Below are 22,241 nucleotides of genomic sequence, written 5' to 3'. Positions count from 1 at the left end.
GGTCAGGCGGCCGGGCCGCCGGGCACGGCGGAGCGGGGCGCGCCGAGGTCGCGCGAGAGCGCCCGCGCGGTCTCCCGCACGGCCAGCGCGATCTCCTCGCGCCGCGCCGGGTCCAGCACCCGCTCGACCGGCCCGACCACGGCGACGGCGCCGGCCACCGAGCCGTCCCGGGAGAAGACGGGCGCGGCGACGCCCGCGTCCCCCAGCGCCGCCTCCTGGTCCTCGACCGCGTACCCCCGGCGGCGCACCTCCGCGAGCGCCCGCTCCAGGTCGTCGCGGCCGGTCCTGGTGAGCCCGGTCAGCGGGGCGAGGTCGTCCGACAGCAGCTCGTCCCCGCGCGGGTCGTGGGCGGCGATGGCGTGGCCGAGCGCGCAGGCGTGCCACGGGATCGCGGCGCCCACCTCCAGGATCTGCACGACGTCGTCGGGCCGGAACACGTGATGGAGCACGATCACCCGGCTCCCCGACAACGTGCCGATCCAGACGGCCTCGTTGACGCGCTGGGCCAGGGAGTCGGCCCACATCAGGCTCCTGGCCCGCAGTTCCGACCCCTCCAGATAGGCGTTTCCGAGTTGCAGCACGGCGGGCCCGAGCGCGTACTTGCCGGTGTCGGAGTCCTGCACGACCAGCTCGCAGGCGGCGAGCGTGCGCAGCAGCCCGTGCACGGTCGGCTTGGCCAGGCCGACCCGCTCGGCGATCTCGGTGACCCCGAGGCGGGGGGTGCCTGACCCGAGGGCCTTCAGGATGAGCGCGGCGCGCTCCACCGACTGGATCACTTTTCGATTATGCCGAACGATCTTCAGGAATAACGAATGGTTGGCATCGTACTCATTTCACACAGCAGCGGCCTGGCCGCGGAGGTGGCCACGCTGGCCAGGCAGATCGGCGGCGCGCAGGTGCCGCTGGCGGCGGCGGGAGGCACCGAGGACGGCGGTCTCGGCACCAGCCCCGACCGGGTGACCGCCGCCATCGAGGAGGTGGACCGGGGGGACGGCGTCGTGCTGATCCCCGATCTCGGCAGCTCGGTGCTCACCGCCAGGCTGCTGCAGACCCCGGGTGACGTCGTGATAGCCGACGTGCCGTTCGTGGAGGGCGCCATCTCCGCGGTCGTCGCGGCGGGCGGCGGGGCCTCACTGGACGGTGTGCTGGCGGCGGCCGAGGAGGCGTGGCATGTCCGTAAGCTCTGAGCCCACGGCAAACTCTGGGCCCACGGCAGGCCCTGGGCCCACGGCAAGCACTGGGCCCGCGGCCCCCGGGGTCGGCGCCGGCGAGCGCGCGATCGTCCTGACCGAGGACCTGCACGCCCGCCCCGCGAGCGCGCTCGCCCAGACCGCCGCCGCCTTCGCCTCGGCCGTCACCCTCTCGTACGGCTCCCGCTCGGTCGACGTGCGCAGCGTGCTGTCGCTGATGGGCCTGGGCGCCACGAGCGGGAAGACCGTGACACTGCGCGCCACCGGCGACGACGCCGCCGAGGCGCTGACGGCTCTCAGCGCGGTGCTCGGCGGCTGACGGACGCGCCGGGAGTCCGCTCCGAAGAGGCCGGAGCCGTGCTGCGGCGGGGCGGTCATGACCTCACGGGCTGAGGGTGGTCCTGCCTCGCGGACCCTCCTGCGCTCTCCAGGAAGTGGCGGACCTTCTCGGCCTCCGGAACACCGAGCTCCCCGTAGAGGCCGAGAGCCAGCCGCCCATGCTCACACGCCTGCTCCGCGTGCCCGAGCGCGAGGTGGGCGCGCGCCAGCCCGTCGTGGGCGCGCGCCCGCTCCGGCCGGTTGCGGGTCAGGTCGGCGAGCGCGAGCGCGGCCGAGTGCTCCTCGACCGCCCGAGCCGGGTCGCCCGCCGCCTCGGCCAGCCCGTTGAGCGCGGCCGCCTCGTCGGCGGTGTTGCCGAGGGCGCGGTAGACCGCCGCGGCCTGCTCGTGGCGGATGCGCGCCTGGGCGAGCTCGCCCTGGCGCCGCAGGACGACGCCGAGATGGTCGAGGATCGCCGCCTCTCCCGCCGGGTCGCCCACCTTGCGGTGGAGTGCCAGCGCCAGGTCGAGATGGCGCCGGGCCTCCTCGGGACGGCCGGCCCGGTCGAGGAGGAGGGCGAGGATGCCGAGCACGTTGGCCTCGCCCCAGGTGTCGGCGCCGATGCGGGTGAGGTCGAGCGCCTGCTTGAGGTGCTGCTCCGCCTGGGTGTCCCGGCCGCGGCGCAGGGCCACGTTTCCCAGGGTGAGCAGTGCCCGGGCCCGTTCGCCGGCCTCCTCGAGCGCGTCGAGGGCCCAGTGGTCGAGGGCCCAGTGGTCGAGGGCCCAGTGGTCGAGGGCCTGGTGAGCGTGCTCCTCCGCCCGCTCGTACTCGCCGAGCCGCCAGTAGGTCCGCGCCAGGTCGGTGAGCGCTCGCGCCTGAACGTCGGGATCGCCGAGCGCGCGGCTGCGCCGCAGCGCCAGGGTGTGCAGCGTCAGCGCGTCGTCGTGATGCGCGTGCCGGTCGAGGTAGGGGCGCATCGCCAGGGCCAGCATGCCCAGGCAGATCTCGGGTCCGTGGACGGCGGTCGCGATGATGTTGGAGCGTTCGGCGTCGAGCCAGGCGATCGCCTCCGCGGCGTCGCGGATGGGCGCGATCGGGGCGGCCGGCTGGGGGATGCCCTCCCGCTGGCCGACGGTGTACGGGAAGAGCCGGTCCATCGCCGCGCGGGAGCGGTGCAGGTAGTAGGTGAGCAGCCGCATGACGGCGCCGTCGTCCTCGCCGAGCGAGCGGGCGTGCTCGCGGAGCAGGTCGTGGAAGGTGTAGCGGCCCGGTTCCAGCTGCAGGAGCATGTGGGCGTCGAGAAGGCCCTCGAGCAGCCCCTCGGCCTCGTCCTCGCCGATCCCGGCCAGCGCGGCCGCGCCGCAGACGTCGATGTCGCGCCCCGGCACCAGCCCGAGCAGGCGGAACATGCGCTGCTCGTCCTCGTGGAGCTGCTCGTAGGAGAGGGCGAAGGCCGCCGACACCCCGTCCAGGAGCCGGCGATGGTCCCGCAGCCGCCCGGCCAGATAGGACACGGTCCAGCGCGGGCGATGCTGGAGGCGGGCGGCGGAGATCCGGATGGCGAGCGGGAGGTGCCCGCACAGCCGCAGCACCTCGCGTACGGCCTCCGGCTCCTGGTGAGCGCGTTCGCCCACGATCCGCTCGAACAGCTCGGCGGCGTCCGCCTCGCCCAGCACGTCCACCGACAACGCCTGGGCGCCGTCCAGGTCGACGAGCCGCCGCCTGCTGGTGATCAGGACGAGGGTGCCGGAGCGTCCCGGCAGCAGGGGGCGCACGTGCTCGGCGTCGAGAGCGTTGTCCAGTACGGCGAGCACCCGGCGATCGGCCAGCTCGGCGCGCCAGAGGGCGCTCCGCTCGGCCGGGGTGACCGGGATGCGGTCGGCGGGCACCCCGAGCTGGCGGAGGAGCGTCTCCAGCGCCGCGGCGGCTTCGATCGGCTCCCGGCCCGCCGTGTGGGCCTGCAGGTCGATGAAGAGCCGGCCGTCCGGATAGCGGGCGGCCAGCCGGTGGGCCACGTGGACGGCGAGAGCGGTCTTGCCGATCCCCGCCATGCCGTCGATCGTGACGACCGCCGGTCCGTTGTGGTCGTTGTGGTGCTCGTCCGCGAGCCGCTCCAGTTCGGCCGTGCGTCCGGAGAAGTCGGGAATGTCGTAGGGCAGGAAGGTGGAGCGGGACGGCGGTGTCGGAGCCACCGGCGCCGCGTCGGCCAGGCGCAGGGCCGGATCGTCCGCCACGACCGCCCGCTCCAGTTCGGTGAAGGCGTGTCCGGGGTCGAGCCCCTGTTCGTCCGCGAGAGCCGTACGGTAGGCGCGCGCGGCGGCCAGGGCGTCGGGCTGCCGCCCCGCCCGGTGCAGGGCCAGGACGAGATGGCCGTTGAGCTTCTCGCGCAGCGGGTTGGCGGCCACCTGGGCCGCGAGCTCGTCGAGCAGATCGCCGTGCCGCCCGGCGGCGAGCTCGCCCTCCGCCAGGCGCTCGTACGCCGACAGCCGCCGGTCGTTCCAGAGCTCCCGGACGCCGGTGACGTAATGCGCGTGCACGTCCTCCAGCGCCTCGCCGCTCCACAGGTCCAGGGCCCTGCGCAGCTCGCCGGCCGCGACCAGCTCGGTGAACTCCTGCGCGTCGACCTGTCCGGGCTCCGGCTGCGCGACGTAGCCGCCGGCGCGCGTCTCCAGGAGCCGTACGGCTCCCGCACCGCGCAGCGCCTTGCGGATCGCGGTGATCGAGGCGTGGATCTGCGATCGGGCCGTGTCGGGCCGGTCGTAGCCCCACGTCGCGTCGATCAGCCGCTCGATGCCGATCACCCGGCCGGCGTTGAGCAGGAGGTAGGCCAGGACAGCCCGGTGACGTGGGGCGATGCCCGTCAGGGGCGCGCCGTCGACGACCATCTGGACGGGGCCGAGAAGGGTGAAGCGCAGCATCGTCCCCCCATCACGATCGCATCGTGCGCGCATAGCGAATGTATCAATCCGGGCAGCCACTCTGATCTCACACGAACCGAGACGGATCTCGCAGAACCGATACGAAGGAACCACGATGGAAGCCCGGATGAAGAACCCCGCCGCGATCATCCCCGCCGCGATGAAGCCGATCATGGAGCTGATGAAGGCCGCTCAGTCGCAGGGTCTCCCCCAGGAGCTCCTGGAGCTGGTCCACCTGCGGGTCAGCCAGATCAACGGCTGCAGCGCCTGCGTCGACAGCGGCCTGAAGAGCCTGCGCAAGCTCGGCGAGAGCGACGAGCGCATCGGCCTGGTCAGCGCCTGGCGCGAGACCCCGTACTACACCGACGCCGAGCGGGCCGCGCTGGCGCTGGCGGAGGCCTCGACCCGGCTGGCCGACCGCGCCGACGCCGTCTCCGACGAGGTCTGGGACAACGCCGCCGATCACTTCGACGAGAAGCAGCTGGCCTCGATCCTGCTGATGATCGCCGTCACCAACCTCTTCAACCGCCTGAACGCCCCGGTCCGGCAGATCGCCGGCAGCTGGTAAGCCCCCCACCCCCTCGCACAGAAGGAGACACCGACATGTCCGCCGTCCGCTCGCACCGCTACTCCGTCCCCGAGGCCGATCTGGAGGAGTTCCTGGCCCGCAGGACCTCGCTCATCGCGACCATCAGGGAGGGGCACCCCGGCCTCACCCGCACCGTGCTGGTCCAGCTCGAGGACGGCACCTACACCGACACCTGGCACTGGGAGAGCGGGGAGCAGCTGGGCGCCGCGCTCGCCGCCCTGCCCACCTTCCCGGAGGCGCCGCTGACCATGGCCCTGACCAAGGACGCCACCGCCCTGAACGGCCGGGTCGTCGACGAGCGCTGACCCGGCCCACGCACGGTGGCCGGCCGGGCGGAACCGCCCGGTGCGGCCGGGTCGAATGCGCGGCGGGCCCGGCCCGGGAGACAGGGCGCGGCGGGCAGGCCGCGGCGGATAGACAGGCGCGGCGGCCTCAACGGCTCCGCGTGCGCCGGGCGCGGGGCATGGCGGCGAGCTGGTCGCGCCGGATCTCCTCCAGGTAGGTCCGCATCAGGTCGCCCGCGCGTGTGAACCAGTCGGACAGCACGGCGATCTCCGCGGGCGTGTAGTCGGCGAACAGCTCGTTCAGCCGCCGGTAGAAGGGTTCGTAGACGGCCGCGGCCGTGGCGACCGCGGCCGGATCGGCGACGACGCGCACGCGGCGGCGGTCCTCGGGGTCCGGCTGCCGGTGCGCGTACCCGGCCTTCTCCAGCCGGTTGAGCACGCCCGTCACCGCCCCCGTGGTCAGGCCGGCCTGCTCGGCGAGCGCGCCCGCGCTGATCGGGTCGTCCCCCGCGGCCAGGATGAAGCCCAGGCAGGTGACGTCGGTGACGTTCAGTCCGAGCCGCTGGGCGATGTCGTGCTGCCCGACCAGGCTGAGCGCGATCAGCTGATCCATGCCGGCGAGAGCCTGCTCGGGTGTCGCCTCCGGGCGCGGCTTGCCGTCCATCCTCAATCTCCTTAATATCTAAGATGTTTAGTTCGTGAGATAAGTATCTCACCATCGAGGAGAATCATGAGCGGCATGCACGACGACGTGGATCTCGGGCACACGGTCGCGGGCTGGACCGGCTGCGTCGTCGCGTTGTGCGGCTGCACGACGGTGGGCGTGGCGATGTGCGCCGCCTCGTCCCTCGGCGTCTGGCTCGGCATCGGCGTCATCGTCCTGGGCGGTCTGGCCACCTGGGCCCTGCACCTGGCGGGCTGGGGCAAGCCCAGCGGCCCCCGTCCCCCCGGCCAGTGGGACTGGCGGGTGAAGGACCCGATGGCGGGCCACGGCGACTGCCTCGCCTGCCGTCTCGCGGGCCGCGGAAACGACCCTCGCACTGGAGGCGCTCCCCGCGTCGATGCCGTCCACGCGGAAGCCGCCCTCTCCGACATGTCGGTATTCGCCAACCGCTGAGCTCCGCCCTGTCCTAGCATCGTGCGGTGCTCGACCAGGTGATCGATCAACGATGCGACGACCTCTACCGTGCCGCGGAGACCCAGGACGCCCCTGGCTTCCTGGCGACCCTACAGGACCTGTGGGAGAGGACGGAGGACTCGGACCCGGCCACCGCGGACGCCGCCCTCGTCCGCCTGTGCGGCCTGTTCGACCGGCTGCCTCCCGGGCTCGGCGCGCGGCTGGCCGTGATGGGCGGCGCGATGGTCGAGAACGGAGCCGACCCCGCCCCGCTGGTCGACCCCGTGGTCGCGGGACTGTGCGACGCGCTGGAGCGCTCCGCCGAGTTCGCCCGGGCCTGGCGCGCGGTCACCGACCGGTGCCTCCCGGAACCCGGTCCGGAGGACCAGGTGGTCCTCGGCGCGGCGCGCGTGCTCTCCGGCCCCTTCGGCCTGCCCGGACGGCTCGGGCTCGGCCGTCGCCTGCCTTTCGCTCGCGCCCTCGACCTGGCCGTCGGCTGGGCGATCGCCGAGGACTGGAGCGCGGCCGCGACCACCGTGCTCCAGCGGTCGGCGGCCATCCGCGCGGATCTCTCCCGGCGCCCGCGACTCGCCGCGGCGGTCGCCGCCCTGGGGGACGACCGCCCCGACCTGTGGTGCCTGCCGAGGCTCCTCGCCGTACTCGACGACGAGCCGCTGATCGTCCTCCACCGGCCCGACCGGGCGGGCGTACGCGCTGACGATCGGCGGGATCGGGGACAACTTCCAGCTCTCCACGCTGCTGGCGCACGTCCTGAACGGGCACGTGCCGCTGACCATCCCCCACCCCTCCTGGGTCGCGGCGGCCACGGACGGGCCTCTTGAGCCCGAGGCCGGGCCGATCGTGGCGCGGTTCGACCTGCGTGACACGACGGGCGAGTCGATCCGCACCGCCGGGCGCCCCGCCGACATCCCGCTCCTCGACGGGCATCGTGTGGTGGTCCTCGACAGTCCGTCGTTCCGGCGTACCTGGAACATCGGCCGCACCTATCCGACGATGCGGCCGTCGGTCACCCTCGACCGTGTGCTGCCGGAAGAGGAAGCCCGCATGTGGTCGTCCCGCGTGACTCCCGCTCCATGACTCGCCTCCCCCACGCGCCGTTCCGCGACTCAGCCGGTGGCCGGCGCGCGTGCCGCGGAAGCCCGGGGGTATCGAGTCTCGTCATGCGTGCTCTCACCCGCCTGGTCCTGCCGATGGTCGTGGTCACCGCCATGGCCTCCGGCTGCGGGGCTTTCGACCCACGCCTGATCGTCAACGGGGGCTCCGGCACGGACGGGCCCGACGCGGAGATCATGCTGCCCGACACGGTCGCCCACCGCCCCTACTCCCTGGGTGGCTGGGACATGTGCCTGGACCGGCCCGGTTCCGTCACGATCACCAGGGTCGAGCCGATCAGGCCGTACAACGACATCGTGGTGCAGGCGTTCTCGTCCCGGCCGCATACGGGCCCCATGCTCGGCAACGCCGAGAAGCCGCTGACCGAGCTCGGCTTCCCCGCCCGCAGTCCCGCGGTCACCGTCGTCTGCGAGGAGACCAGCCTCCACACCGAGCTCGCCCTGCAGTACGCGAAGACCGGCGACGCCACCGCAGGAGCCGACGGTGTGCGCATCACCTACACCTCGGCGGGCCGTCAGCGTACTGTCGATCTCAATGTGCGAGTGCTGCTGTGCGCACCCGGCGACACCGAGCGATGCGGGGAGGCGTACGAAGAACTCGGCACCACGGGCGACGACGATTGACCTTCACCAGCTCGTGTCGCCGGACGGCTCGGTCCACGACCCGACGAGCGACTCGAACCCGAGGAGAGGACGACCATTGACGTATCCACCACCGGCCTACCACGGTGACGCGGGCGAGCCGACGGCGTCGTACCGGCGCCCGGACGCCACGCCCGAGCTCGACTACCCGAGCGGAACCACGGTGCACTATCTGGCGACCGGTGCGACGACCAATGGGCAGTTCGGGCTCTACCGCTGGGACATGGGACCGCAGCCCAGTGGCCCGGCCGCGCATTTCCACCGGTCGATCTCCGAGTCGTTCTACATCCTCACCGGCACGGTGCGGATCTACGACGGACGGCGCTGGATCGACACCGGCCCCGGTGACTTCGTGCACGTCCCGGAGGGCGGCGTACACGCATTCCGGAACGAGTCGGGAGAGCCGGCGTCGATGCTGCTGCACTTCGCGCCCGGCGCGCCGCGAGAGGGATACTTCGAGGGCCTGCTCACGCTCGCGGACATGAGTGAAGAGGAGAAGGCGGAGTTCTACCTCCACCACGACACCTTCTGGCTCTGAAACCGGGCGGATCCGACGTCGTCGGCGCGCCCGCGGCGGTGGCCGCCGCGGATGTCGCCGTCCTGCCTGAGCCTTCCAGCCCGCGTCAGTATCCGGTGACGGTGAAAGGTGTGTAGCCGATCGGAAGCTCGGTCACCTGGAGATCGGAGAACACGAGTGTGATGTCGTGGCCGCTGGTCTCGAAGCGGACTTCGTGGAAATCGATGCCAAGGGCTTCCGACCACTCACGGGCTTGCTGCGAGTCGGGCACGATCGTCCCGCCGGGACACCCGTGATCCTGTCTTCTCCTCACGCGACGTGGGCGTGATCACGCATCGGTCGCGATCAGCGGCTTGAGTTCCAGCGCCGTCAGGGCCATGACGTCACCAGCCGTCAGCCGGTCTGCCCGAAGGCAGTGACTCCGGCGTCCTGCACGTGCTCGCCGACGGGTCGTAACGGAGCATCGATTCCTGGTCACTCCCGGACCGTCAACCCCTGGCGAAGCTCCATTGCGCCGGCACGGACGGCGGTCCAATCGGTTCGCGGTACACGCCGCAGGCCTCGCGCGAGCCAGGTCATTCGTTCGGCGTGCTCGGCGCGTAATTGCTTCAGATCAAGGTGAACGCCGTTGGGTGGCCCGCTCCGTTCCAACGCCCTGATTCTCCGCTCCATGGCGGTCATGAGTTCATGGTCGAATCGCCGGACGGCGGCGAGGAACAACTCGCAGGAAATGACGACCCGACCGGATGGAGGGGCCGTGAACCGGATATCGCCGTCATCGTCGTGCCGCCAGGTCACCGTCACCACGTCGAGATCGTCGCTGACGGTACGCCAAGCCCTGATACGGGGCGGCTGCCGGAGATAGCCGAGATCCAAGGTGTGTCCGTCCCACCAGACAGCGGCGGTCGACGCCGCATCACTGTCCACGGACCGCCAGACGCCGGGATCTCCGGCGACGAAATCGAGGAGATCGGCCGGCACCGGTTCGAGGACGGCCGGTGTCATCTCGATGAGGTCTTCCCACAGGCGAGCCAGGAAATAGTCGACGTAGGGGCGCTGTGGCGTGGGATCTGTTCGCCGAAGTGGGTCCGGTGAGTAGCGCAGCAACTCGTGATCGGCCAGCTCGATCCAATACCAGCCATCGGTCAGTCCGAACCAGTGCAGGCTCCGATCCTCATGACCCCATGGCGCAACCCTCCCCAAGGGGGTCAACGTGAAGCGGAACCTGATCACCAGACCGATGGTATTCGCCCTTCGGCCTGTAGGTCTGGTTCTAATCGGCTCGATGGCTCGTCGTTTCGCCCGCTCTCAGCCGCCCGCGCTGTGCCCGTCGGTCTGACGGGGTTCACGGCGCCCCGAATTCGAGCACCCCTCCGACGTTCAGAGCCGGGTCACCAGGAGTGCTGACAGGCGAGCTCTTCGAGCGGTCCGCCGTTTGCCAGTGGCGCGGATAGGCCGGTCGGTGCTCGGAGTCACGGGGCCACCGCCGGCCCGGGTGTGAGCCGGGGTAGGCAGGCCGGGGATGCGAGCGGGGGACCGAGGACGCGGGCACGCAGTCGTACTGCGGGCACGGTGTGGTGAAGCACTGCTTGGGCGAGGGGACGCAGACGCGGCCCGGTCCACAGTCGACTGCCGCACACGGCGATCCGGGACTACACGCACCGGACGACTGCCCGGCCGGCGGGGTGGAGATGGCCGCCCGTGCCTGTGGATTCGCCGGCGACTCGCCCGCCCAGGCCGTGGCCGCGGCGGCCGGTGACGCCGCTACGGCCACGCCCACTATCAGGATCAGTTTCCGGAACATTCTTCCCCCAGGTGCGGTGATCGCTTCTGCCTCTCGCGATGCTCGCACCGGCCGCGCCTGCTGACGGCCAAGTGGCTCTCAGCAACTCGCATGGCTTGCCGAAAGCCACGTAACCGACGCCGTCGCGCCGGGGGTGACCTGGCCGCGAGGTGCCATTGCTTCCACTGAAAGTGATCGAGCACCGCTCCGGCCGACGCACTGCTGATCCGGCCGGACGGTCACGTCGCCTGAGCGGTCGGCATCGACGAATCCGCAGACAGCGCTGCGCCCCTGCTGCGTGAGGCACTTTCCGCATGGTTCGGGACGCCTTGAATCGACGGTCGGTGCCGCACCAAGAAGCACTGGGCCGCGCCGACGGTCCCTGCCGACGCTGAGGCACGGTGCCCCTACTTCCACTGCCGCAGGCCAGTTGGGCGCTCCCCCGGCTGGCGCGTGTCGACGCGTGCCGGTCAATCCCCGTAGCAGTGCAACATCAGATCGGGCTCTACGTGCCAGCACATCAGCAGCTTCCGTATGGCCGCCACCAACTCGCGTTGTGCGTCATCGCCGACGGCAGCCTCCAGACGCTCGACCTCAGCCTCAAGCTGCGGAAGGTCGCGTCGATCGAGAACGGTGTCCGACCACGGGTCGAGCTGCCCGAGAACCGGCAGTGTGCTGCTTCCGGCACTGTCCACCAGCGGCAGAAGCTCTTCTACCTCCACGTCCAGCACCCAACCCCGCCGCTGTGCCGTCATCCACTCCTCGGCGTCGGCATGGCGACGCTCACGCCGTTGCGCCCGGGTAGCGCGACGCAGACTCTTTGGACGAGGCTGCGGAGGACGCAATACCAACAGCAGTCCCATGCCAGTGACAGTATCGATTTCACTCAATGCCGTCAGGGCTCCGCCCTGCCGGTCGCCCACGCCCACGCGGCGATCGCGACGCGGTTCCCGGCGCCGACCTTGCGCTGGATGGAGGCGACGTGGTTCTTCACGGTGCCCGGGGACAGGAAGAGCTCCGCGGCGATCTCGGCGTTGGTCCTGCCCTGCGCGACCAGGGCCACGATCTCGTCCTCTCTCTCGGTGAGAACCACCGTGGAGGTTTCCCGTGGCTGTTCACGCTGACGGAGCAGCCGGACGGTGAGCTGCGGGCTGATGAGCACATCGCCGTTCATCGCGGCCCGGATGGCCTCGATGAGCAGCGTGGGGCCGGAGCGTTTGAGGATGAACCCGGCGGCGCCGTATCGCAGCGCGGCATGGACGTATTCGTCCAGCCCGAAGGTGGTGACGACCACGACGTGGATCCCGGTGCCGGCCAGGGCGCGGGTGACCTCGATGCCGTCGGTTCCGGGCATGCGGATGTCGGCGAGCACCACGTCAGGCTTGACCGTCCTGGCCGTGTCGATCGCGGTGCGCCCGTCGGCGGCCTCTGCCACCACGGTCATGTCGGGCTGGGCGTCGAGGATCAGGCGAAAGGCGCTGCGGATGCCTTCCTGGTCGTCGGCGATCAGGATGCGGGTGACCACTCCGGGGATTGTGCCAGCGGCAGGCGGGCGGTCAGCGACCACCCCTCCGGTACGGTTTCCGCGACCAACTCGCCGCCCTGGGCCTGGACGAGCGCGGCGAGGGCGGGCAGGCCGGTGCCGCCACGGCGGGCGCCCGGGGCGCGGACCACGCCGTCGTTGGTCATCGTGACCTCCAGAATGCCGGACGAGGCGCTGACGCTCAGGTCCACGCGTCTGGCCCGCGGGGCGTGCCGCCGGATGTTGGTCATACCTTCGATCACGATCCGGTAGGCCAGTGCCGCGGTGTCCGGCGGAGCCGCCGCGGCCGGATCCATGCGCAGGTCGACCCGCGCCGGGCCGGCGGCGGAGAACCGTTCCGCCGCCTCGCGGATGCCGCCCAGGTCGCCGCCGGGGGCGAGGGGCCGGTCGTGGTGCAGCATGTCCAGCGTCCGGTCCAGCATGGACAATGCCCGCTGGCCCGCGCCCTCGACGCGCTCGAGCGCCTGCCGGGCATCGCCCGCGACGCGGCCTGCCTGAGCGTGCGCAACCATCTCGCTGATGTCGTGCGCCAGATAATCGTGCAGATCCCCGGCGAGCCGCAGTCGCAGGGCCAGACGAGCGTCGGCCACCGCGCGCTCCTGCCGTACATCGAGGAACCTCAGGTAGCCGCCGACGGCGGCGGCCAGCAGCGCGCCCAGCCCCCAGAACGCGCACGCGCCGACCCCCTCCAGAGGCGAGACGGGCGCGAACACACGCAGCAGCCAGACGGACGCGGCCAGACCCGCCATCGGAGCCGACACCATGGCCCGCCGAGACGGCGCATATCGCATGACCAGGGCGACGAGCACCATCAGCGCCACGCTCTCGACCATGCCCAGCACGCCGGTGCCGGGCGCCGGCCGTGCCACCCCGGCCGGCTGAGCCAGCGTGACGGCCAGCGACACGATCGCCGCAACCGACGCCGCCGTGGACAGACGCGAACGGAACCGAGGCCGGGACACCCCCGTTACGGCCCCCGCGACAGCAACCATCGCCGGCACCAGGGCGACACCCCACATCACGGTCACCCGGGTGACGATACGCGCCTCCTGGGCCGCGCCGAGGAGTGCCGAACGGCACCGGTTCTGCCCGCGAAGGTGCCGAACGGCATCTGGCTCACCGCCCGGCCGCACCGGGAGGTTGATGCCATGAAAACATTCCTCTCCGGCCGGCAGGGGTACGCGGCGGCGCTGTGGGCGCTGGCCTACGGTGTGCTCGGCGCCGCGTGGGCCCTGGGCATGCCCGGCTTCCCCTGGGGCGCCTCCGATCCCGACCTCGACGGAGCGCTGTCGATTCTGGCCGCCACGACACCGCGCTTCGGCTGGTGGATCGCCGCCTTTTCGCTGCTCACCGCGGTGACGGCGCTGGCCCTGACCCGCAGGAGTGCCCGCCGTGCGCCGTTGTGGCCGGCCTGGCCGATCGCCGCGTTCCTGGTCCTGGTGATCCCCGACTCCCGGCTGATGATGGGCGTCGCCTACACGCCGCTGTTGCTGGTCGCCCCCGTCTTCGGCTGGGGGCTGGGCGGCGCCACCTTCGCCGACGCCTGGCCCTGGCCGGTGCTCAACCAGCTCGTGTGCGTGCTGGGCGGCCTGCTGCTGGCCGCCGCGGCGCTGGCCTACAGACGCGGCCAGGAGCGCAGAAGCTGGTTCACTCCGGAGCGCGGGCGCATCGCGGTGTACGTGGCGGTCGCGGTTCCCCTGGTGTACTGCGCCACCCGGTGGGCGTGGGCGCTGGGCATCCCTCTCGGCGTGAGCGAGGAGTTCCTGGCCGAGGGCGAGGACGGCCTGTGGCTGCTGGGGGCCTATCTGGCGACCTTCGGGGCGTTCGGCGGCGTGCTCACCCTCGGGCTTACCCAACGGTGGGGCGAGATCTTCCCGCGCTGGATTCCCGGGCTGCGGGGCAGGCGAGTGCCACCGTCGCTGGCGGTCATCCCGGCCGGGTTCGTCTCGATCATCATCATGGTGGCCGGGCTCACCTACATCCGATGGTCGATCGCGGGCCGGTTCAGACTGGACGAATGGGGTGCGTGGCTGCCGGAGTGCTTCTGGCCGATCTGGGGCGCCGCACTGGCCACCGCCACGATCTGCTATCAGCGGCGCCGCAGGCATCCGGAGCGGGACACGCATCCACCCCTGACACCGGACGTCCTCCCCTCCGCCGACCGCTGAGAGGATCTACCAGATCACCGCGACGGACGGGGTCGCGCTCGGATCCCGGCCGGCCGGGCTGGAGAAGTCAGTCCAGCGCGGCCGCCTTGCGCAGCAGCACTGAGCGTTCCCGCTGGTTGGCGCACAGCCGGGCCGCCAGCTCCAGCTCGGCGCGCGCCTCCGGTCGCCGGCCGAGGCGTGTCAGCAGCTCCCCGCGTACGGTCGGAACCAGATGCGAACCCGGGAGCCGGTCCGAGGCGATCAGCTCGTCCACGATGGCCAGGGCCTGCGCCGGGCCCGAGGCCATGGCCACGGCGACGGCCCGGTTGAGCTCGACCACCGGCGAGGGCGCGACCCGGCCGAGCGCCTCGTAGAGCACCACGATCCGATCCCAGTCGGTCTCCTCGACCGAGGGCGCCGTCGCGTGAGCGGCCGCGATCGCGGCCTGCAGGCCGTAGGGGCCGAGACCACGAGCCGATGCCTTGACCAGCGCGGCCAGCCCACGGCGAATCGCCGAGAAGTCCCACCGCCGCCGGTCCTGGTCCTCCAGCAGGACCGGCGAACCGTCCGGGCCGGTCCGGGCCGGGAAGCGCGCGGCCGTCAGCTCGCACAGCGCCAGCAGGCCGTGCACCTCAGGCTCGTCCGGCTGCAGCGCGGCCAGCGTGCGGGTCAGCCGGATCGCCTCGTACGCGACGTCGGGGCGCAGCAGCCGGTCGCCCGACGTGGCCGTCGACCCCTCGGTGAAGATCACGTAGAGGACGCTGAGCACGCCGCCCAGCCGCTCCCGGCGCTCGCCGGCCGCCGGCAGCTCGAACGGCACCCCGGCCGCCGCGATCGTCTTCTTGCCCCGGGTGATGCGGGCCTGCACGGTCGGCACGGATACGAGGAACGCGCGGGCGATCTCCTCGCTGGACAGGCCGCCGACCACACGCAGGGTCAGCGCCACCCGGGCCTCGCGGGAGAGCACCGGGTGGCAGCTGATGAACATCAGCGCCAGGATGTCGTCGTCGATCCTGTCGGGGTCGACGTCTTCGTCGATCGCCGAGTCGACCGCCGGGTCGGCCGCCAGCAGGGCGTGCCGGTCCTGGAGGGCGGTCCGGCGGCGGATCACGTCGATGGCCCGCCGCCGGGCCGTGGCCATCAGCCAGCCGGCCGGATTCGCCGGAGGTTCGAGCGGCCACGACACCAGCGCCTCGGCCACCGCCTCCTGGGCCGCGTCCTCGGCCAGCCCGAAATCGCCGGTGAACCGGGTCAGCGCGGCGACGATCCGCGCCGACTCGATCCGCCAGACGGCCTCGACGTCGGCCGTACCCATCAGATCTGGCCGTCGCTCTCGCGCCGGGCCCGTTCCTCGGCGGACCCCGCGGTGTCCAGCGGCATCTCGTCGTCGCCGGCCACCCGCCGGACCTCGATCTTGGACCCGGTGACCGCCGGGATCCGCTTGGCCCACTCGACCGCCTCCTGTTTCGAGGCGACATCGAGCAGGAAGTAGCCTCCGAACAGTTCCTTGGTCTCTCCGTACGGCCCGTCCGTGACCACCGGGGTCTCGCCGCTGAAGTCGACCACGACGCCCTGGCCCGCATCGGCCAGTCCTTCGGCCGCGACGAACACGCCGGCCTTGACCAGGTCCTCGATGTACTGATGAGTCGAGGCCGCCAACTCCTCGAACCCGGCCATCAGGGCCGCGTTCGACTCATCGGTGCCCCGCATGATCAGCATGTACCTCGGCATCGCGTTCTCCTCCTCCGGCTGGGCCGCCTCTCGACCCTCGCACCCACACGTCGAACGAGCGGCCCGCGGATCGACACGGCCCCGGAGGAATTTTCCTACGCGGAGAAGGCGAGTTCGGCGAAGGCTTCGAGCTGCTCCAGATAATGAGCGAGCGACTCGTGCTTCACGGTGAGGTTGATGCGGGTGGCACCCGCGCCGGCGGCGGTCTCGAGGAGTTCGGCGACCCTGTCGGGGGCGTTCAGGGCGTCGACGCGCCGGCCGGGTGTGAAGACCACGTCGAAGTCCGGGGGGAGCTCCACGGAGTCGAGCATCTGGCGCAGCTTCTCCGGCGACGGGCCGCGGAACGCTTCGGGGGCGGGTGCCCAGCCGTCTGCGAGGCTGGTCGCGCGGCGCAGGGCGCGCATGCTGTGGCCGCCGACCCATAGCGGGACCTTGTCCTGGACGGCGTGCGGGTCGATCACCACATCCGTGAACGAGAAGTACGGGCCGTCATAGGAGGCGATGCGGGTGGACAGGCACGCGCGCAGGGCGCGCAGTGCGTCGTCGGCACGGGCTCCACGGTCGTCGAAGGGCCTGCCCAGCAGGTCGAACTCGGCGCGCAGGCTGCCCACGCCCAGGCCGAGGATCAGCCGGCCGCCGCTGAGGTAGTCGAGGGTTCCAAAGCGCTTGGCCAGCTCAAGCGGGTGGTAGAAGGGCAGGACCAGCACGTACGGCAGGAAGCGCAGCCGTTCGGTATGCCCCGCGAGGAACGAGAACGTCGCGAGCGGGTCGTAGAAGCGCTCGCGCTGGGGGACGCCCTGCGGCACGGCGACGTGGTCAGGGCAGGTCATGAAGTCGAACCCGAGGCGGTCGGCGGTCTTGGCGACCTGGAGCAGTTCGGGAACCCCGGCGTGCTCCTCCCAAGGGGGGCGGTTGCCCGAGAGGGCGAGGATGGGGGAACTGATACCGACTTTCATGAGCCCGCCTCCCAAGAGGTGATGCGCTGTCGCAGTCGGATGAGAGGGTCCTGGTCGTCATGCGTCGATCGCGTCGGGGTGATACGCCGAGCGCACCAGATCCATGTCGAGCCGGTCGACGCCCCGGCAGTACCGCAGGACGACCTCGTGAATCTCCTGCTGATCCGACCACTCCGAACGCTGCTGCGCCACGGCTTCCCTTTCGGTCCGGTTCTTCTGCGCAGGTTAGAAGGCCTCGCCGGGTATGGGCGGCGGAGTCCCGTTGACCGGAACCGACCGGGAAACCGTCGTCGTACGCCGTGTTCGGAATGGATTGTTGGAGGTCGGTGCTGCGAATCCGCTTTCGGCCTTGGGTGAGACGCTGCGCCGCCCACATCAAAAGAGCCCGGCTTTTTGATTCTTGTAGAAGATGACCACCATTGTGGGCTGGGTCTTCGACGATCGTACGGGCGAAGCCCGTGCCTTTCCACGATGTGGTGGCAGTCGTTCGATGGTTAACTGCACTCACTGAATCGAGTACGAAGTCAAAGGCGCACGGGGCTTCCGCGAAGTCGATCACGCCATGGCGATCGCCCATCTCCCGCCGCCAGGCGTCCCCGTGGTGAAAATTTCCCCCACAGAGTCGTGCGGACAACGGTGATGACGTGGCTGCGAGCGCCACATCGCACCGCGTCATGCGGTCTGCGACCAGCTCAGCAGTCCAGCAGCCGGGAATCCTCTCGCTCACCACTACGAACTTGTCGGCCGCCCAGAGGGTCGGCGACTCGTACTCATCGGGATACGCTTCCTGATCCGGGAGGCGGAACAGCATCCTGTCCTTCCCTGCCAGCACTTCCAGCACGGGGTATTCCGCACCAATACGGATACTGGGATGGTCGCCGACCACCTCGCCCGTCACGGGACTGATGATCTGAGCACAGCGGACGATCACGCGCAGAGCTTACGCATGGAGGACTCACCAACGCAGGCTGGGGGCGTTCCCGGACCCGAACCCTTGCTTGTAAGCCAAGCCGAGAAGGGACGGGATCAGCACGCGCGGCCACCGGGATGACGGTCCTGATCACCACCCACTACATGGACGAGCCGACCAGTACTGCGATCGTGCAGGGATCTTCCCATGAGCCGGGGTCTGTCCGGGCTCACCCGGCGCGCATGCGTCCGACTTCCGTCTGGAACACCTCCTCCGTCTTGTCCAGGAACCCGGCGATCAGCTCGAGCTGCTCGTCGGTATAGCCCTCCATCGCGCCTCGCCATGCCCGTACGAACGGGCTGAAGATGGGAGCGACGTCCTGCGCGGCCTGCTGGACCTGGAGCGTGACGATGACCTTGCGGCGATCGACGCTGTCGCGTTCTCTCCGCACGTAACCGACCGTCTCCAGTCGATCGATCACCCCCGTGACGGACGCGGTCGTGATGCCCGCACGCCTGGCCAGCTCGCTGGCGGTCAGCGGGCCGTTGGTGAGCAGGTTGAGGCAGTGCAGGTCAGTGGTGTTGATCCCGATCCGCTCGGCGGCCGCCTGACTCATCGCGACCGACAGCGCATTGGCACGGCGCAGCGCGTCCAGCAACCGGGCCATGAGATCGGCACGCCTTGACATCGCCACCCGAACTCCTTTACGTTCCAAGTATCTAGGAAAACTAGAAATATGTCTCTCTAGTAGCTAGTCTAGAGTAAGGATGTGGCGATGAAAGACGTCATCAAGCGCTTTTACGACGAGGTGCTCAACGGCGACGACCTGGACGTAGCCGACGAGATCGTCACTCCGGGCTTCTCGCCCCGCGGCGCTGGTCCCGTCGGCCCCGAGGCGCTCAAGCAGATCGCCCGCTACCTCCGCTCGGCCATGCCCGACCTGCACTTCGACATCGAGGACATGATCGCCGAAGGCGACCGGGTAGCCACCCGGTGGACGCTGCGCGGCACGCACGAGGGCGACTTCTTCGGCTTCCCGCCCACCGGCCGTCCCGTGGAGGTCCGCGCCTGCGTCGTCTTCAGGATGGAGGACGGCAAGGTGGCCGAGATCTGGCCGGTCGTCGATGCCAGCTCCCTCCAGCGCGCGGCCTGACCGGCGCGCTCCGTTTCGGGAGCCGTAGCCGGTCGTTCTGGAGGAACATCTTCCGTGCCCGGTCGAAGTGCCCGTCCTCGGCCGTCACCGCTGCGATCTGGTCGTAGCGCTCACCCGGGCGGGCCGAAGCGGCCACCCCGAGGAGCAGACGCCGTAACCCGCCGGTGTCGATCCGGCCCTGATCCAAGGCGGCGTAGACCGATCTTCCAACGCAGCCAGCTCATGCGCGAAGGGGCACGCTAGGCCGGCACTTACGACACGCCCGTCCATCCCGTTTGCCGTCGACCCCACCGCGCAGCGGCAGCGGGCCGGCGACGGAGGTGCAAGCCCGGCTTGACGTGTCCCTTCGCCTGGGCACCTTCCACGGGCATCGGACGCCAGGGGTCACAGCCGGGCTTGCGGCGGAGGAGCCGGGCTGCTGGGCTCGCCTGGGGTCGATGGCGGGCGGGATGGACACCTACCCCAGCCACCCCACTACCCGAACGTGTGTTCGAGGCCATCCCGGAGCCGGAGCGCCCCCCGCCGGAGGCGTCACCACGCGCAGCGCGGCACTGGCGGCTGTTCCAGCCCGGCCCCGCCGCCCATGCGAGAGAGCTGTACTGTCGCGCGGCGGCCCGCCTCGACTCGTCCGCGCCAGCCGTCCGACGTGGTTTTAGCCGGCCGCCGGGAGCGCCAGCGGGAGGCGGCGGCGTTGCCGGTGACCTCTTCAGCGTGACGGATGATCGCCAGGCGGTGGCGGGCCTGGCGATCGAGCTGCTGCTCGGCTGATGGGGGCATGGATGTCTCCGTAACGATCGGAGACCCGGGGTGTCAACAACCTCCGTCAGTTTTAGACCCGTCCTGCTTCGGTTGATGCTTGACGTTGCGGCCTCGGTTGATGGTCAACGTGATCAGCCCGGAGTCGTGCCGGGTGTGTGACTCGCGGCCATTGCGGACGTTCGGGGCCTGCTTGGCGGATCTAGAATCGTCGTCCATGCCCGACAGGATGTGGTCGCTGGCCGAGTTCCGCTTCGACGAGGCGATCGAGGCTGCCGAGGTGTACCTCGACCGCGGGACAGGTTTGGAGCTGATGGCTCGGGACGAGGCCATCGCGTTCGCCCGCGAGCGGGGGGCCAACCTCGTGGCTTGGTGGCCTCCTGCCGGCGAGGCGGCTCCCTCAGTTGTGGCGAAGGTGAGCCTGCCACTGCGTTGGGAGCGGGTCCCCGTCGAGGAGCCGACGGTCGATGAGCGGCTGTGGTTCGATGCCCCCTGCGGCAGGCGGGACTTCCTCGTCGGTAACGGCCACACGTTCGTCGGGCGGATGGCGGCGTGGTGTCCCCACGAGGGCGTGGGCTACAACGTCTCGCGCGCCGAGATGGGGGCGATGTCGGAGGAGGCCCGCTACTTTGTCGCCGGTTTCCTGGCGGGCAACGAGCCTGGGTACCCCGCTGACGCCGACGGCGAGACTGACGAGGCCGACCTGGCCGCCTGGCGGGCCGCCACCGCCCGATTCCGGCGCACGGGATCCTGGTACGGCCGCTGGGGAACGTGTCAGGTGTGCGGGTGTGTCCTGCTGCCGGACACCGCCGATGACCGGTGCCACGAGCACTCGACCGTCGGCTGAGTCCCCGTCAAGCCAAACTCGACGGGTTGGATCAGTAGTTCACGCTCATCGGCATGAGCGGAAGTGTCGCGGGCGACATGATGGCCAGTCCTCCTTCGAGGCCGCCGTGGATGACCAGGTGGTTGGGTGCAACCCGGTGAAGGCGCAGTCCGTGAAACCGCCGGCCCCCGCCCGCAAGAAGGTCGTCCCATGGACTCTCGGGCAGGTTGCGGCGATGGCCGCGGCCCTCGGCGAGCTGTACGGCCCATGGTCTTTCTCGGCGCAGGATGCGGGCATCGGCAGGGTGAGTTGTTCGGTGTAGCCGTCGAGGACATCGACTTCCTCGGCCGTCTGGTGCATGTGAACCGTCAGGTTCGGCTGATCGGCGGACACTTGGTGTTCTCACCGCCCAAGCGCGGCAAGACCCCGGCTGTGCCTCTGCCTGAGTCTCTCGGCCCGCGGCTGAGCGCGCACATCGCCCAGCACCCGCCGGTCGCGGTAACGCTGCCGTGGGTCGAGAAGGGCAAGCCCAGGGGCGACCTGGTGACGGCGGAGCTCCTGTTCCCCGGCCCCAATGGCGGTGCCCTGCATCGCAACACGTTCAACCACAAGTGGCGTGTCGGTCTTGAGCGTGCGGGCATCGTGCCCCCGCCGGCGAAAGGAGAGCGCCGGAAGTCTCACCGCGAACATGGATGCCGTGTGCTGCGGCACACTGCGGCACCGGCGTGGCTCGGTGCCGGGGCCGACATTCGCACGGTCGCTGAATACCTCGGTCACTCCGACCCTGGCTTCACGCTCCGGACGTACACCCACCTGATGCCCAACGCAGCGGAACGGGCGCGCAAGGCCATGGACGCGTTCTTCACTCAAGAGCAAACCGGGCCGAGTGCCCTGGTTGTGCCCTCGGGAAGATCGATATGACGTCTACCGCGGTGGAGGCGAGACGCCCTTACTTCCACTGGAAGTAGACGAACAGACGGCCGTGGTTCTTGGAGTCCTTGTCGATCCGGTGGTAGAGCGCCTTGATCTCCTTCTGCTCCAGGAAGCGCAGCACCTTCTTCTTGAGCTGGCCGGACCCCTTGCCCGGGATGATCTCCACCTGGGTCGCCTTCTTGCGTACGGCCTCCTGGATGATGCCGTGCAGCGCCTTGTCGATCTCGCTGCCCTTGTTGTAGATGTCGTGGAGGTCCAGCTTCAGCTTCACGCTAGCGAGTCTAAATCGCCGCTCGCCCCGGGACGCGGGGCGAGGCGGGTGACCGCGCCCCACGCCGGCGGGGTCACGCGTCAGCCGTTGATGTAGTCGACCAGGGCCTCCTTCTCGCTCTCCAGTTCCTGGATCGAGGTCTTGACGACGTCGCCGATGCTGACGATGCCGGCCAGCCGGCCGTCGCGGACCACGGGCACGTGCCTGATCCGGTGGTTGGTCATGGTGCGGCGCAGGTCGTCGACGTTGGCGTCCGGGCCGCAGGTGCGCACGTCCGCGGTCATGATCGACGAGACGGGCATGGCCAGCAGCGCGGCGCCGTGCTCGTTGAGCCGACGCACGACGTCGCGTTCCGACACGATGCCCGCGATGGACAGGCCGTCCTCGGAGACCACGACCGCGCCGATGTTGAGCTCGGCGAGCCGGGCGAGAAGCTCGGACACCGTGGCGTGCGGAGGAACGGTCGCCACACCTGTTCCCTTACTCTGCAAGATCGTCCCGATGAGCATCGACACCGCCTCTCA

29 protein-coding genes are annotated in these 22,241 nt (G+C 70.5%); 13 read left to right on the top strand and 16 right to left on the bottom strand.

From position 1 onward, the window contains the following. Nucleotides 1-2: 2 nt before the first annotated feature. Nucleotides 3-776: an IclR family transcriptional regulator gene (locus FLW16_RS02595; RefSeq protein WP_142557131.1), complete on the bottom strand. Its 774-nt coding sequence runs from the start codon at nt 774-776 to the stop codon at nt 3-5. 36 nt (nt 777-812) lie between these two features. Here FLW16_RS02595 and dhaM point away from each other — a divergent pair, with 36 nt between their 5' ends. Together dhaM and FLW16_RS02585 are read left to right on the top strand one after the other, a co-directional pair. After that, nucleotides 813-1,187: a dihydroxyacetone kinase phosphoryl donor subunit DhaM gene (gene dhaM, locus FLW16_RS02590; protein WP_142557129.1), complete on the top strand. Its 375-nt coding sequence runs from the start codon at nt 813-815 to the stop codon at nt 1,185-1,187. Beyond that, on the top strand, nt 1,171-1,509 hold the full coding sequence (locus tag FLW16_RS02585) for an HPr family phosphocarrier protein (RefSeq protein ID WP_142557127.1): 339 nt from the start codon (nt 1,171-1,173) through the stop codon (nt 1,507-1,509). Before dhaM ends, FLW16_RS02585 begins: the two co-directional genes overlap by 17 nt. 55 nt (nt 1,510-1,564) lie before the next feature. Here FLW16_RS02585 and FLW16_RS02580 read toward each other — a convergent pair whose 3' ends face one another. Beyond that, entirely contained in the window at nt 1,565-4,426 is a 2,862-nt protein-coding gene (locus tag FLW16_RS02580) for an AfsR/SARP family transcriptional regulator (protein ID WP_221890848.1), read from the bottom strand. Nucleotides 4,427-4,541: 115 nt separating this feature from the next. On the opposite strand from FLW16_RS02580, the gene FLW16_RS02575 reads away from it, so the two are divergent. Both FLW16_RS02575 and FLW16_RS02570 read left to right on the top strand, forming a co-directional pair. Beyond that, nucleotides 4,542-4,994: a carboxymuconolactone decarboxylase family protein gene (locus FLW16_RS02575; protein ID WP_142557125.1), complete on the top strand. Its 453-nt coding sequence runs from the start codon at nt 4,542-4,544 to the stop codon at nt 4,992-4,994. Between the two features lie 35 nt (nt 4,995-5,029). Beyond that, nucleotides 5,030-5,320, top strand: coding sequence for a hypothetical protein (locus FLW16_RS02570; protein ID WP_142557123.1), 291 nt, complete (start codon nt 5,030-5,032; stop codon nt 5,318-5,320). A 127-nt stretch (nt 5,321-5,447) separates the two neighbouring features. Here FLW16_RS02570 and FLW16_RS02565 read toward each other — a convergent pair whose 3' ends face one another. Beyond that, a complete protein-coding gene (locus FLW16_RS02565) occupies nt 5,448-5,963 on the bottom strand; it encodes a MarR family transcriptional regulator (protein WP_142557121.1) in 516 nt (171 codons plus the stop codon). Between the two features lie 66 nt (nt 5,964-6,029). Here FLW16_RS02565 and FLW16_RS02560 point away from each other — a divergent pair, with 66 nt between their 5' ends. From FLW16_RS02560 to FLW16_RS02540, 5 genes are all read left to right on the top strand, one after another. Next, nucleotides 6,030-6,416 carry an HGxxPAAW family protein gene (locus FLW16_RS02560; RefSeq protein WP_221890847.1) on the top strand — a complete coding sequence of 129 codons (387 nt, stop codon included), beginning with the start codon at nt 6,030-6,032 and terminating at the stop codon, nt 6,414-6,416. A 26-nt stretch (nt 6,417-6,442) separates the two neighbouring features. Further along, the gene (locus FLW16_RS02555) at nt 6,443-7,258 is read left to right on the top strand and encodes a hypothetical protein (RefSeq protein WP_142557119.1); all 816 of its coding nucleotides are present in this window, start codon (nt 6,443-6,445) and stop codon (nt 7,256-7,258) included. Beyond that, a complete protein-coding gene (locus FLW16_RS02550; RefSeq protein WP_142557117.1) occupies nt 7,200-7,514 on the top strand; it encodes a hypothetical protein in 315 nt (104 codons plus the stop codon). Before FLW16_RS02555 ends, FLW16_RS02550 begins: the two co-directional genes overlap by 59 nt. An 83-nt stretch (nt 7,515-7,597) precedes the next feature. Then, nucleotides 7,598-8,173, top strand: a complete 576-nt coding sequence (locus FLW16_RS02545; protein WP_142557115.1) for a hypothetical protein — start codon at nt 7,598-7,600, stop codon at nt 8,171-8,173. 76 nt (nt 8,174-8,249) lie between these two features. Beyond that, a complete protein-coding gene (locus FLW16_RS02540; protein ID WP_142557113.1) occupies nt 8,250-8,729 on the top strand; it encodes a cupin domain-containing protein in 480 nt (159 codons plus the stop codon). A gap of 85 nt (nt 8,730-8,814) precedes the next feature. On the opposite strand, the gene FLW16_RS43345 is transcribed toward FLW16_RS02540, so the two are convergent. The 5 genes from FLW16_RS43345 to FLW16_RS02515 form a co-directional block, all read right to left on the bottom strand. Beyond that, the gene (locus FLW16_RS43345; RefSeq protein WP_185949204.1) at nt 8,815-8,979 is read right to left on the bottom strand and encodes a hypothetical protein; all 165 of its coding nucleotides are present in this window, start codon (nt 8,977-8,979) and stop codon (nt 8,815-8,817) included. Nucleotides 8,980-9,182: 203 nt separating this feature from the next. Continuing rightward, nucleotides 9,183-9,941, bottom strand: a complete 759-nt coding sequence (locus FLW16_RS02535) for a DUF5984 family protein (protein WP_142557111.1) — start codon at nt 9,939-9,941, stop codon at nt 9,183-9,185. Nucleotides 9,942-10,961: 1,020 nt separating this feature from the next. Then, nucleotides 10,962-11,354, bottom strand: coding sequence for a hypothetical protein (locus tag FLW16_RS02525; RefSeq protein ID WP_142557109.1), 393 nt, complete (start codon nt 11,352-11,354; stop codon nt 10,962-10,964). Between the two features lie 32 nt (nt 11,355-11,386). Next, nucleotides 11,387-12,016, bottom strand: coding sequence for a response regulator transcription factor (locus tag FLW16_RS02520; protein WP_142557107.1), 630 nt, complete (start codon nt 12,014-12,016; stop codon nt 11,387-11,389). Continuing rightward, the gene (locus FLW16_RS02515) at nt 11,998-13,062 is read right to left on the bottom strand and encodes a sensor histidine kinase (RefSeq protein ID WP_142557105.1); all 1,065 of its coding nucleotides are present in this window, start codon (nt 13,060-13,062) and stop codon (nt 11,998-12,000) included. The genes FLW16_RS02520 and FLW16_RS02515 overlap by 19 nt, the downstream gene beginning before the upstream one ends. A gap of 120 nt (nt 13,063-13,182) precedes the next feature. On the opposite strand from FLW16_RS02515, the gene FLW16_RS02510 reads away from it, so the two are divergent. Then, the gene (locus FLW16_RS02510; protein ID WP_142557103.1) at nt 13,183-14,202 is read left to right on the top strand and encodes a hypothetical protein; all 1,020 of its coding nucleotides are present in this window, start codon (nt 13,183-13,185) and stop codon (nt 14,200-14,202) included. Nucleotides 14,203-14,269: 67 nt separating this feature from the next. Here FLW16_RS02510 and FLW16_RS02505 read toward each other — a convergent pair whose 3' ends face one another. From FLW16_RS02505 to FLW16_RS02485, 5 genes are all read right to left on the bottom strand, one after another. After that, a complete protein-coding gene (locus FLW16_RS02505) occupies nt 14,270-15,496 on the bottom strand; it encodes an RNA polymerase sigma factor (RefSeq protein ID WP_142557101.1) in 1,227 nt (408 codons plus the stop codon). Further along, complete coding sequence (locus FLW16_RS02500; protein WP_142557099.1) at nt 15,496-15,912, bottom strand: YciI family protein; 417 nt, start codon at nt 15,910-15,912, stop codon at nt 15,496-15,498. Before FLW16_RS02500 ends, FLW16_RS02505 begins: the two co-directional genes overlap by 1 nt. A 95-nt stretch (nt 15,913-16,007) precedes the next feature. Further along, nucleotides 16,008-16,868, bottom strand: coding sequence for an LLM class F420-dependent oxidoreductase (locus tag FLW16_RS02495; protein ID WP_142557097.1), 861 nt, complete (start codon nt 16,866-16,868; stop codon nt 16,008-16,010). Between the two features lie 57 nt (nt 16,869-16,925). Continuing rightward, nucleotides 16,926-17,060: a nuclear transport factor 2 family protein gene (locus FLW16_RS02490; RefSeq protein ID WP_221890845.1), complete on the bottom strand. Its 135-nt coding sequence runs from the start codon at nt 17,058-17,060 to the stop codon at nt 16,926-16,928. A 947-nt stretch (nt 17,061-18,007) separates the two neighbouring features. Next, a complete protein-coding gene (locus FLW16_RS02485) occupies nt 18,008-18,466 on the bottom strand; it encodes a MarR family winged helix-turn-helix transcriptional regulator (RefSeq protein ID WP_142557095.1) in 459 nt (152 codons plus the stop codon). A gap of 87 nt (nt 18,467-18,553) precedes the next feature. On the opposite strand from FLW16_RS02485, the gene FLW16_RS02480 reads away from it, so the two are divergent. Then, on the top strand, nt 18,554-18,931 hold the full coding sequence (locus FLW16_RS02480) for an ester cyclase (protein ID WP_142557093.1): 378 nt from the start codon (nt 18,554-18,556) through the stop codon (nt 18,929-18,931). A gap of 531 nt (nt 18,932-19,462) precedes the next feature. Here FLW16_RS02480 and FLW16_RS02475 read toward each other — a convergent pair. Then, complete coding sequence (locus FLW16_RS02475) at nt 19,463-19,708, bottom strand: hypothetical protein (protein ID WP_142557092.1); 246 nt, start codon at nt 19,706-19,708, stop codon at nt 19,463-19,465. 196 nt (nt 19,709-19,904) lie between these two features. Between FLW16_RS02475 and FLW16_RS02470 the strand changes: the two genes are divergently transcribed. Together FLW16_RS02470 and FLW16_RS02465 are read left to right on the top strand one after the other, a co-directional pair. Then, nucleotides 19,905-20,534: a hypothetical protein gene (locus tag FLW16_RS02470; protein ID WP_142557090.1), complete on the top strand. Its 630-nt coding sequence runs from the start codon at nt 19,905-19,907 to the stop codon at nt 20,532-20,534. A 246-nt stretch (nt 20,535-20,780) separates the two neighbouring features. Beyond that, complete coding sequence (locus FLW16_RS02465) at nt 20,781-21,434, top strand: tyrosine-type recombinase/integrase (RefSeq protein ID WP_185949203.1); 654 nt, start codon at nt 20,781-20,783, stop codon at nt 21,432-21,434. A 28-nt stretch (nt 21,435-21,462) separates the two neighbouring features. On the opposite strand, the gene FLW16_RS02460 is transcribed toward FLW16_RS02465, so the two are convergent. Together FLW16_RS02460 and FLW16_RS02455 are read right to left on the bottom strand one after the other, a co-directional pair. Further along, on the bottom strand, nt 21,463-21,717 hold the full coding sequence (locus tag FLW16_RS02460; RefSeq protein ID WP_030509549.1) for a Smr/MutS family protein: 255 nt from the start codon (nt 21,715-21,717) through the stop codon (nt 21,463-21,465). A gap of 80 nt (nt 21,718-21,797) precedes the next feature. Then, entirely contained in the window at nt 21,798-22,226 is a 429-nt protein-coding gene (locus tag FLW16_RS02455) for a CBS domain-containing protein (RefSeq protein WP_142557086.1), read from the bottom strand. Nucleotides 22,227-22,241: the final 15 nt, after the last annotated feature.

Origin of the sequence: Microbispora sp. KK1-11, assembly GCF_006874435.1 — a bacterium.
In the GTDB taxonomy this organism is placed as follows: Bacteria; Actinomycetota; Actinomycetes; order Streptosporangiales; family Streptosporangiaceae; genus Microbispora; species Microbispora catharanthi.
The sequence above is the reverse complement of the archived record's forward strand: the minus strand, read 5'-3'. Positions and strand labels throughout refer to the sequence as shown.

What these genes read in the sequence shown, in the direction of transcription:
- dhaM (WP_142557129.1), top strand. Translation starts at nt 813, where the DNA reads ATGGTTGGCATCGTACTCATTTCACACAGCAGCGGCCTGGCCGCGGAG.
- FLW16_RS02585 (WP_142557127.1), top strand. Translation starts at nt 1,171, where the DNA reads ATGTCCGTAAGCTCTGAGCCCACGGCAAACTCTGGGCCCACGGCAGGC.
- FLW16_RS02580 (WP_221890848.1), bottom strand. Translation starts at nt 4,426, where the DNA reads ATGCTGCGCTTCACCCTTCTCGGCCCCGTCCAGATGGTCGTCGACGGC.
- FLW16_RS02575 (WP_142557125.1), top strand. Translation starts at nt 4,542, where the DNA reads ATGGAAGCCCGGATGAAGAACCCCGCCGCGATCATCCCCGCCGCGATG.
- FLW16_RS02570 (WP_142557123.1), top strand. Translation starts at nt 5,030, where the DNA reads ATGTCCGCCGTCCGCTCGCACCGCTACTCCGTCCCCGAGGCCGATCTG.
- FLW16_RS02565 (WP_142557121.1), bottom strand. Translation starts at nt 5,963, where the DNA reads ATGGACGGCAAGCCGCGCCCGGAGGCGACACCCGAGCAGGCTCTCGCC.
- FLW16_RS02560 (WP_221890847.1), top strand. Translation starts at nt 6,030, where the DNA reads ATGAGCGGCATGCACGACGACGTGGATCTCGGGCACACGGTCGCGGGC.
- FLW16_RS02545 (WP_142557115.1), top strand. Translation starts at nt 7,598, where the DNA reads ATGCGTGCTCTCACCCGCCTGGTCCTGCCGATGGTCGTGGTCACCGCC.
- FLW16_RS02525 (WP_142557109.1), bottom strand. Translation starts at nt 11,354, where the DNA reads ATGGGACTGCTGTTGGTATTGCGTCCTCCGCAGCCTCGTCCAAAGAGT.
- FLW16_RS02510 (WP_142557103.1), top strand. Translation starts at nt 13,183, where the DNA reads ATGAAAACATTCCTCTCCGGCCGGCAGGGGTACGCGGCGGCGCTGTGG.
- FLW16_RS02505 (WP_142557101.1), bottom strand. Translation starts at nt 15,496, where the DNA reads ATGGGTACGGCCGACGTCGAGGCCGTCTGGCGGATCGAGTCGGCGCGG.
- FLW16_RS02500 (WP_142557099.1), bottom strand. Translation starts at nt 15,912, where the DNA reads ATGCCGAGGTACATGCTGATCATGCGGGGCACCGATGAGTCGAACGCG.
- FLW16_RS02495 (WP_142557097.1), bottom strand. Translation starts at nt 16,868, where the DNA reads ATGAAAGTCGGTATCAGTTCCCCCATCCTCGCCCTCTCGGGCAACCGC.
- FLW16_RS02485 (WP_142557095.1), bottom strand. Translation starts at nt 18,466, where the DNA reads ATGTCAAGGCGTGCCGATCTCATGGCCCGGTTGCTGGACGCGCTGCGC.
- FLW16_RS02480 (WP_142557093.1), top strand. Translation starts at nt 18,554, where the DNA reads ATGAAAGACGTCATCAAGCGCTTTTACGACGAGGTGCTCAACGGCGAC.
- FLW16_RS02475 (WP_142557092.1), bottom strand. Translation starts at nt 19,708, where the DNA reads ATGCCCCCATCAGCCGAGCAGCAGCTCGATCGCCAGGCCCGCCACCGC.
- FLW16_RS02470 (WP_142557090.1), top strand. Translation starts at nt 19,905, where the DNA reads ATGCCCGACAGGATGTGGTCGCTGGCCGAGTTCCGCTTCGACGAGGCG.
- FLW16_RS02465 (WP_185949203.1), top strand. Translation starts at nt 20,781, where the DNA reads ATGGTCTTTCTCGGCGCAGGATGCGGGCATCGGCAGGGTGAGTTGTTC.
- FLW16_RS02455 (WP_142557086.1), bottom strand. Translation starts at nt 22,226, where the DNA reads ATGCTCATCGGGACGATCTTGCAGAGTAAGGGAACAGGTGTGGCGACC.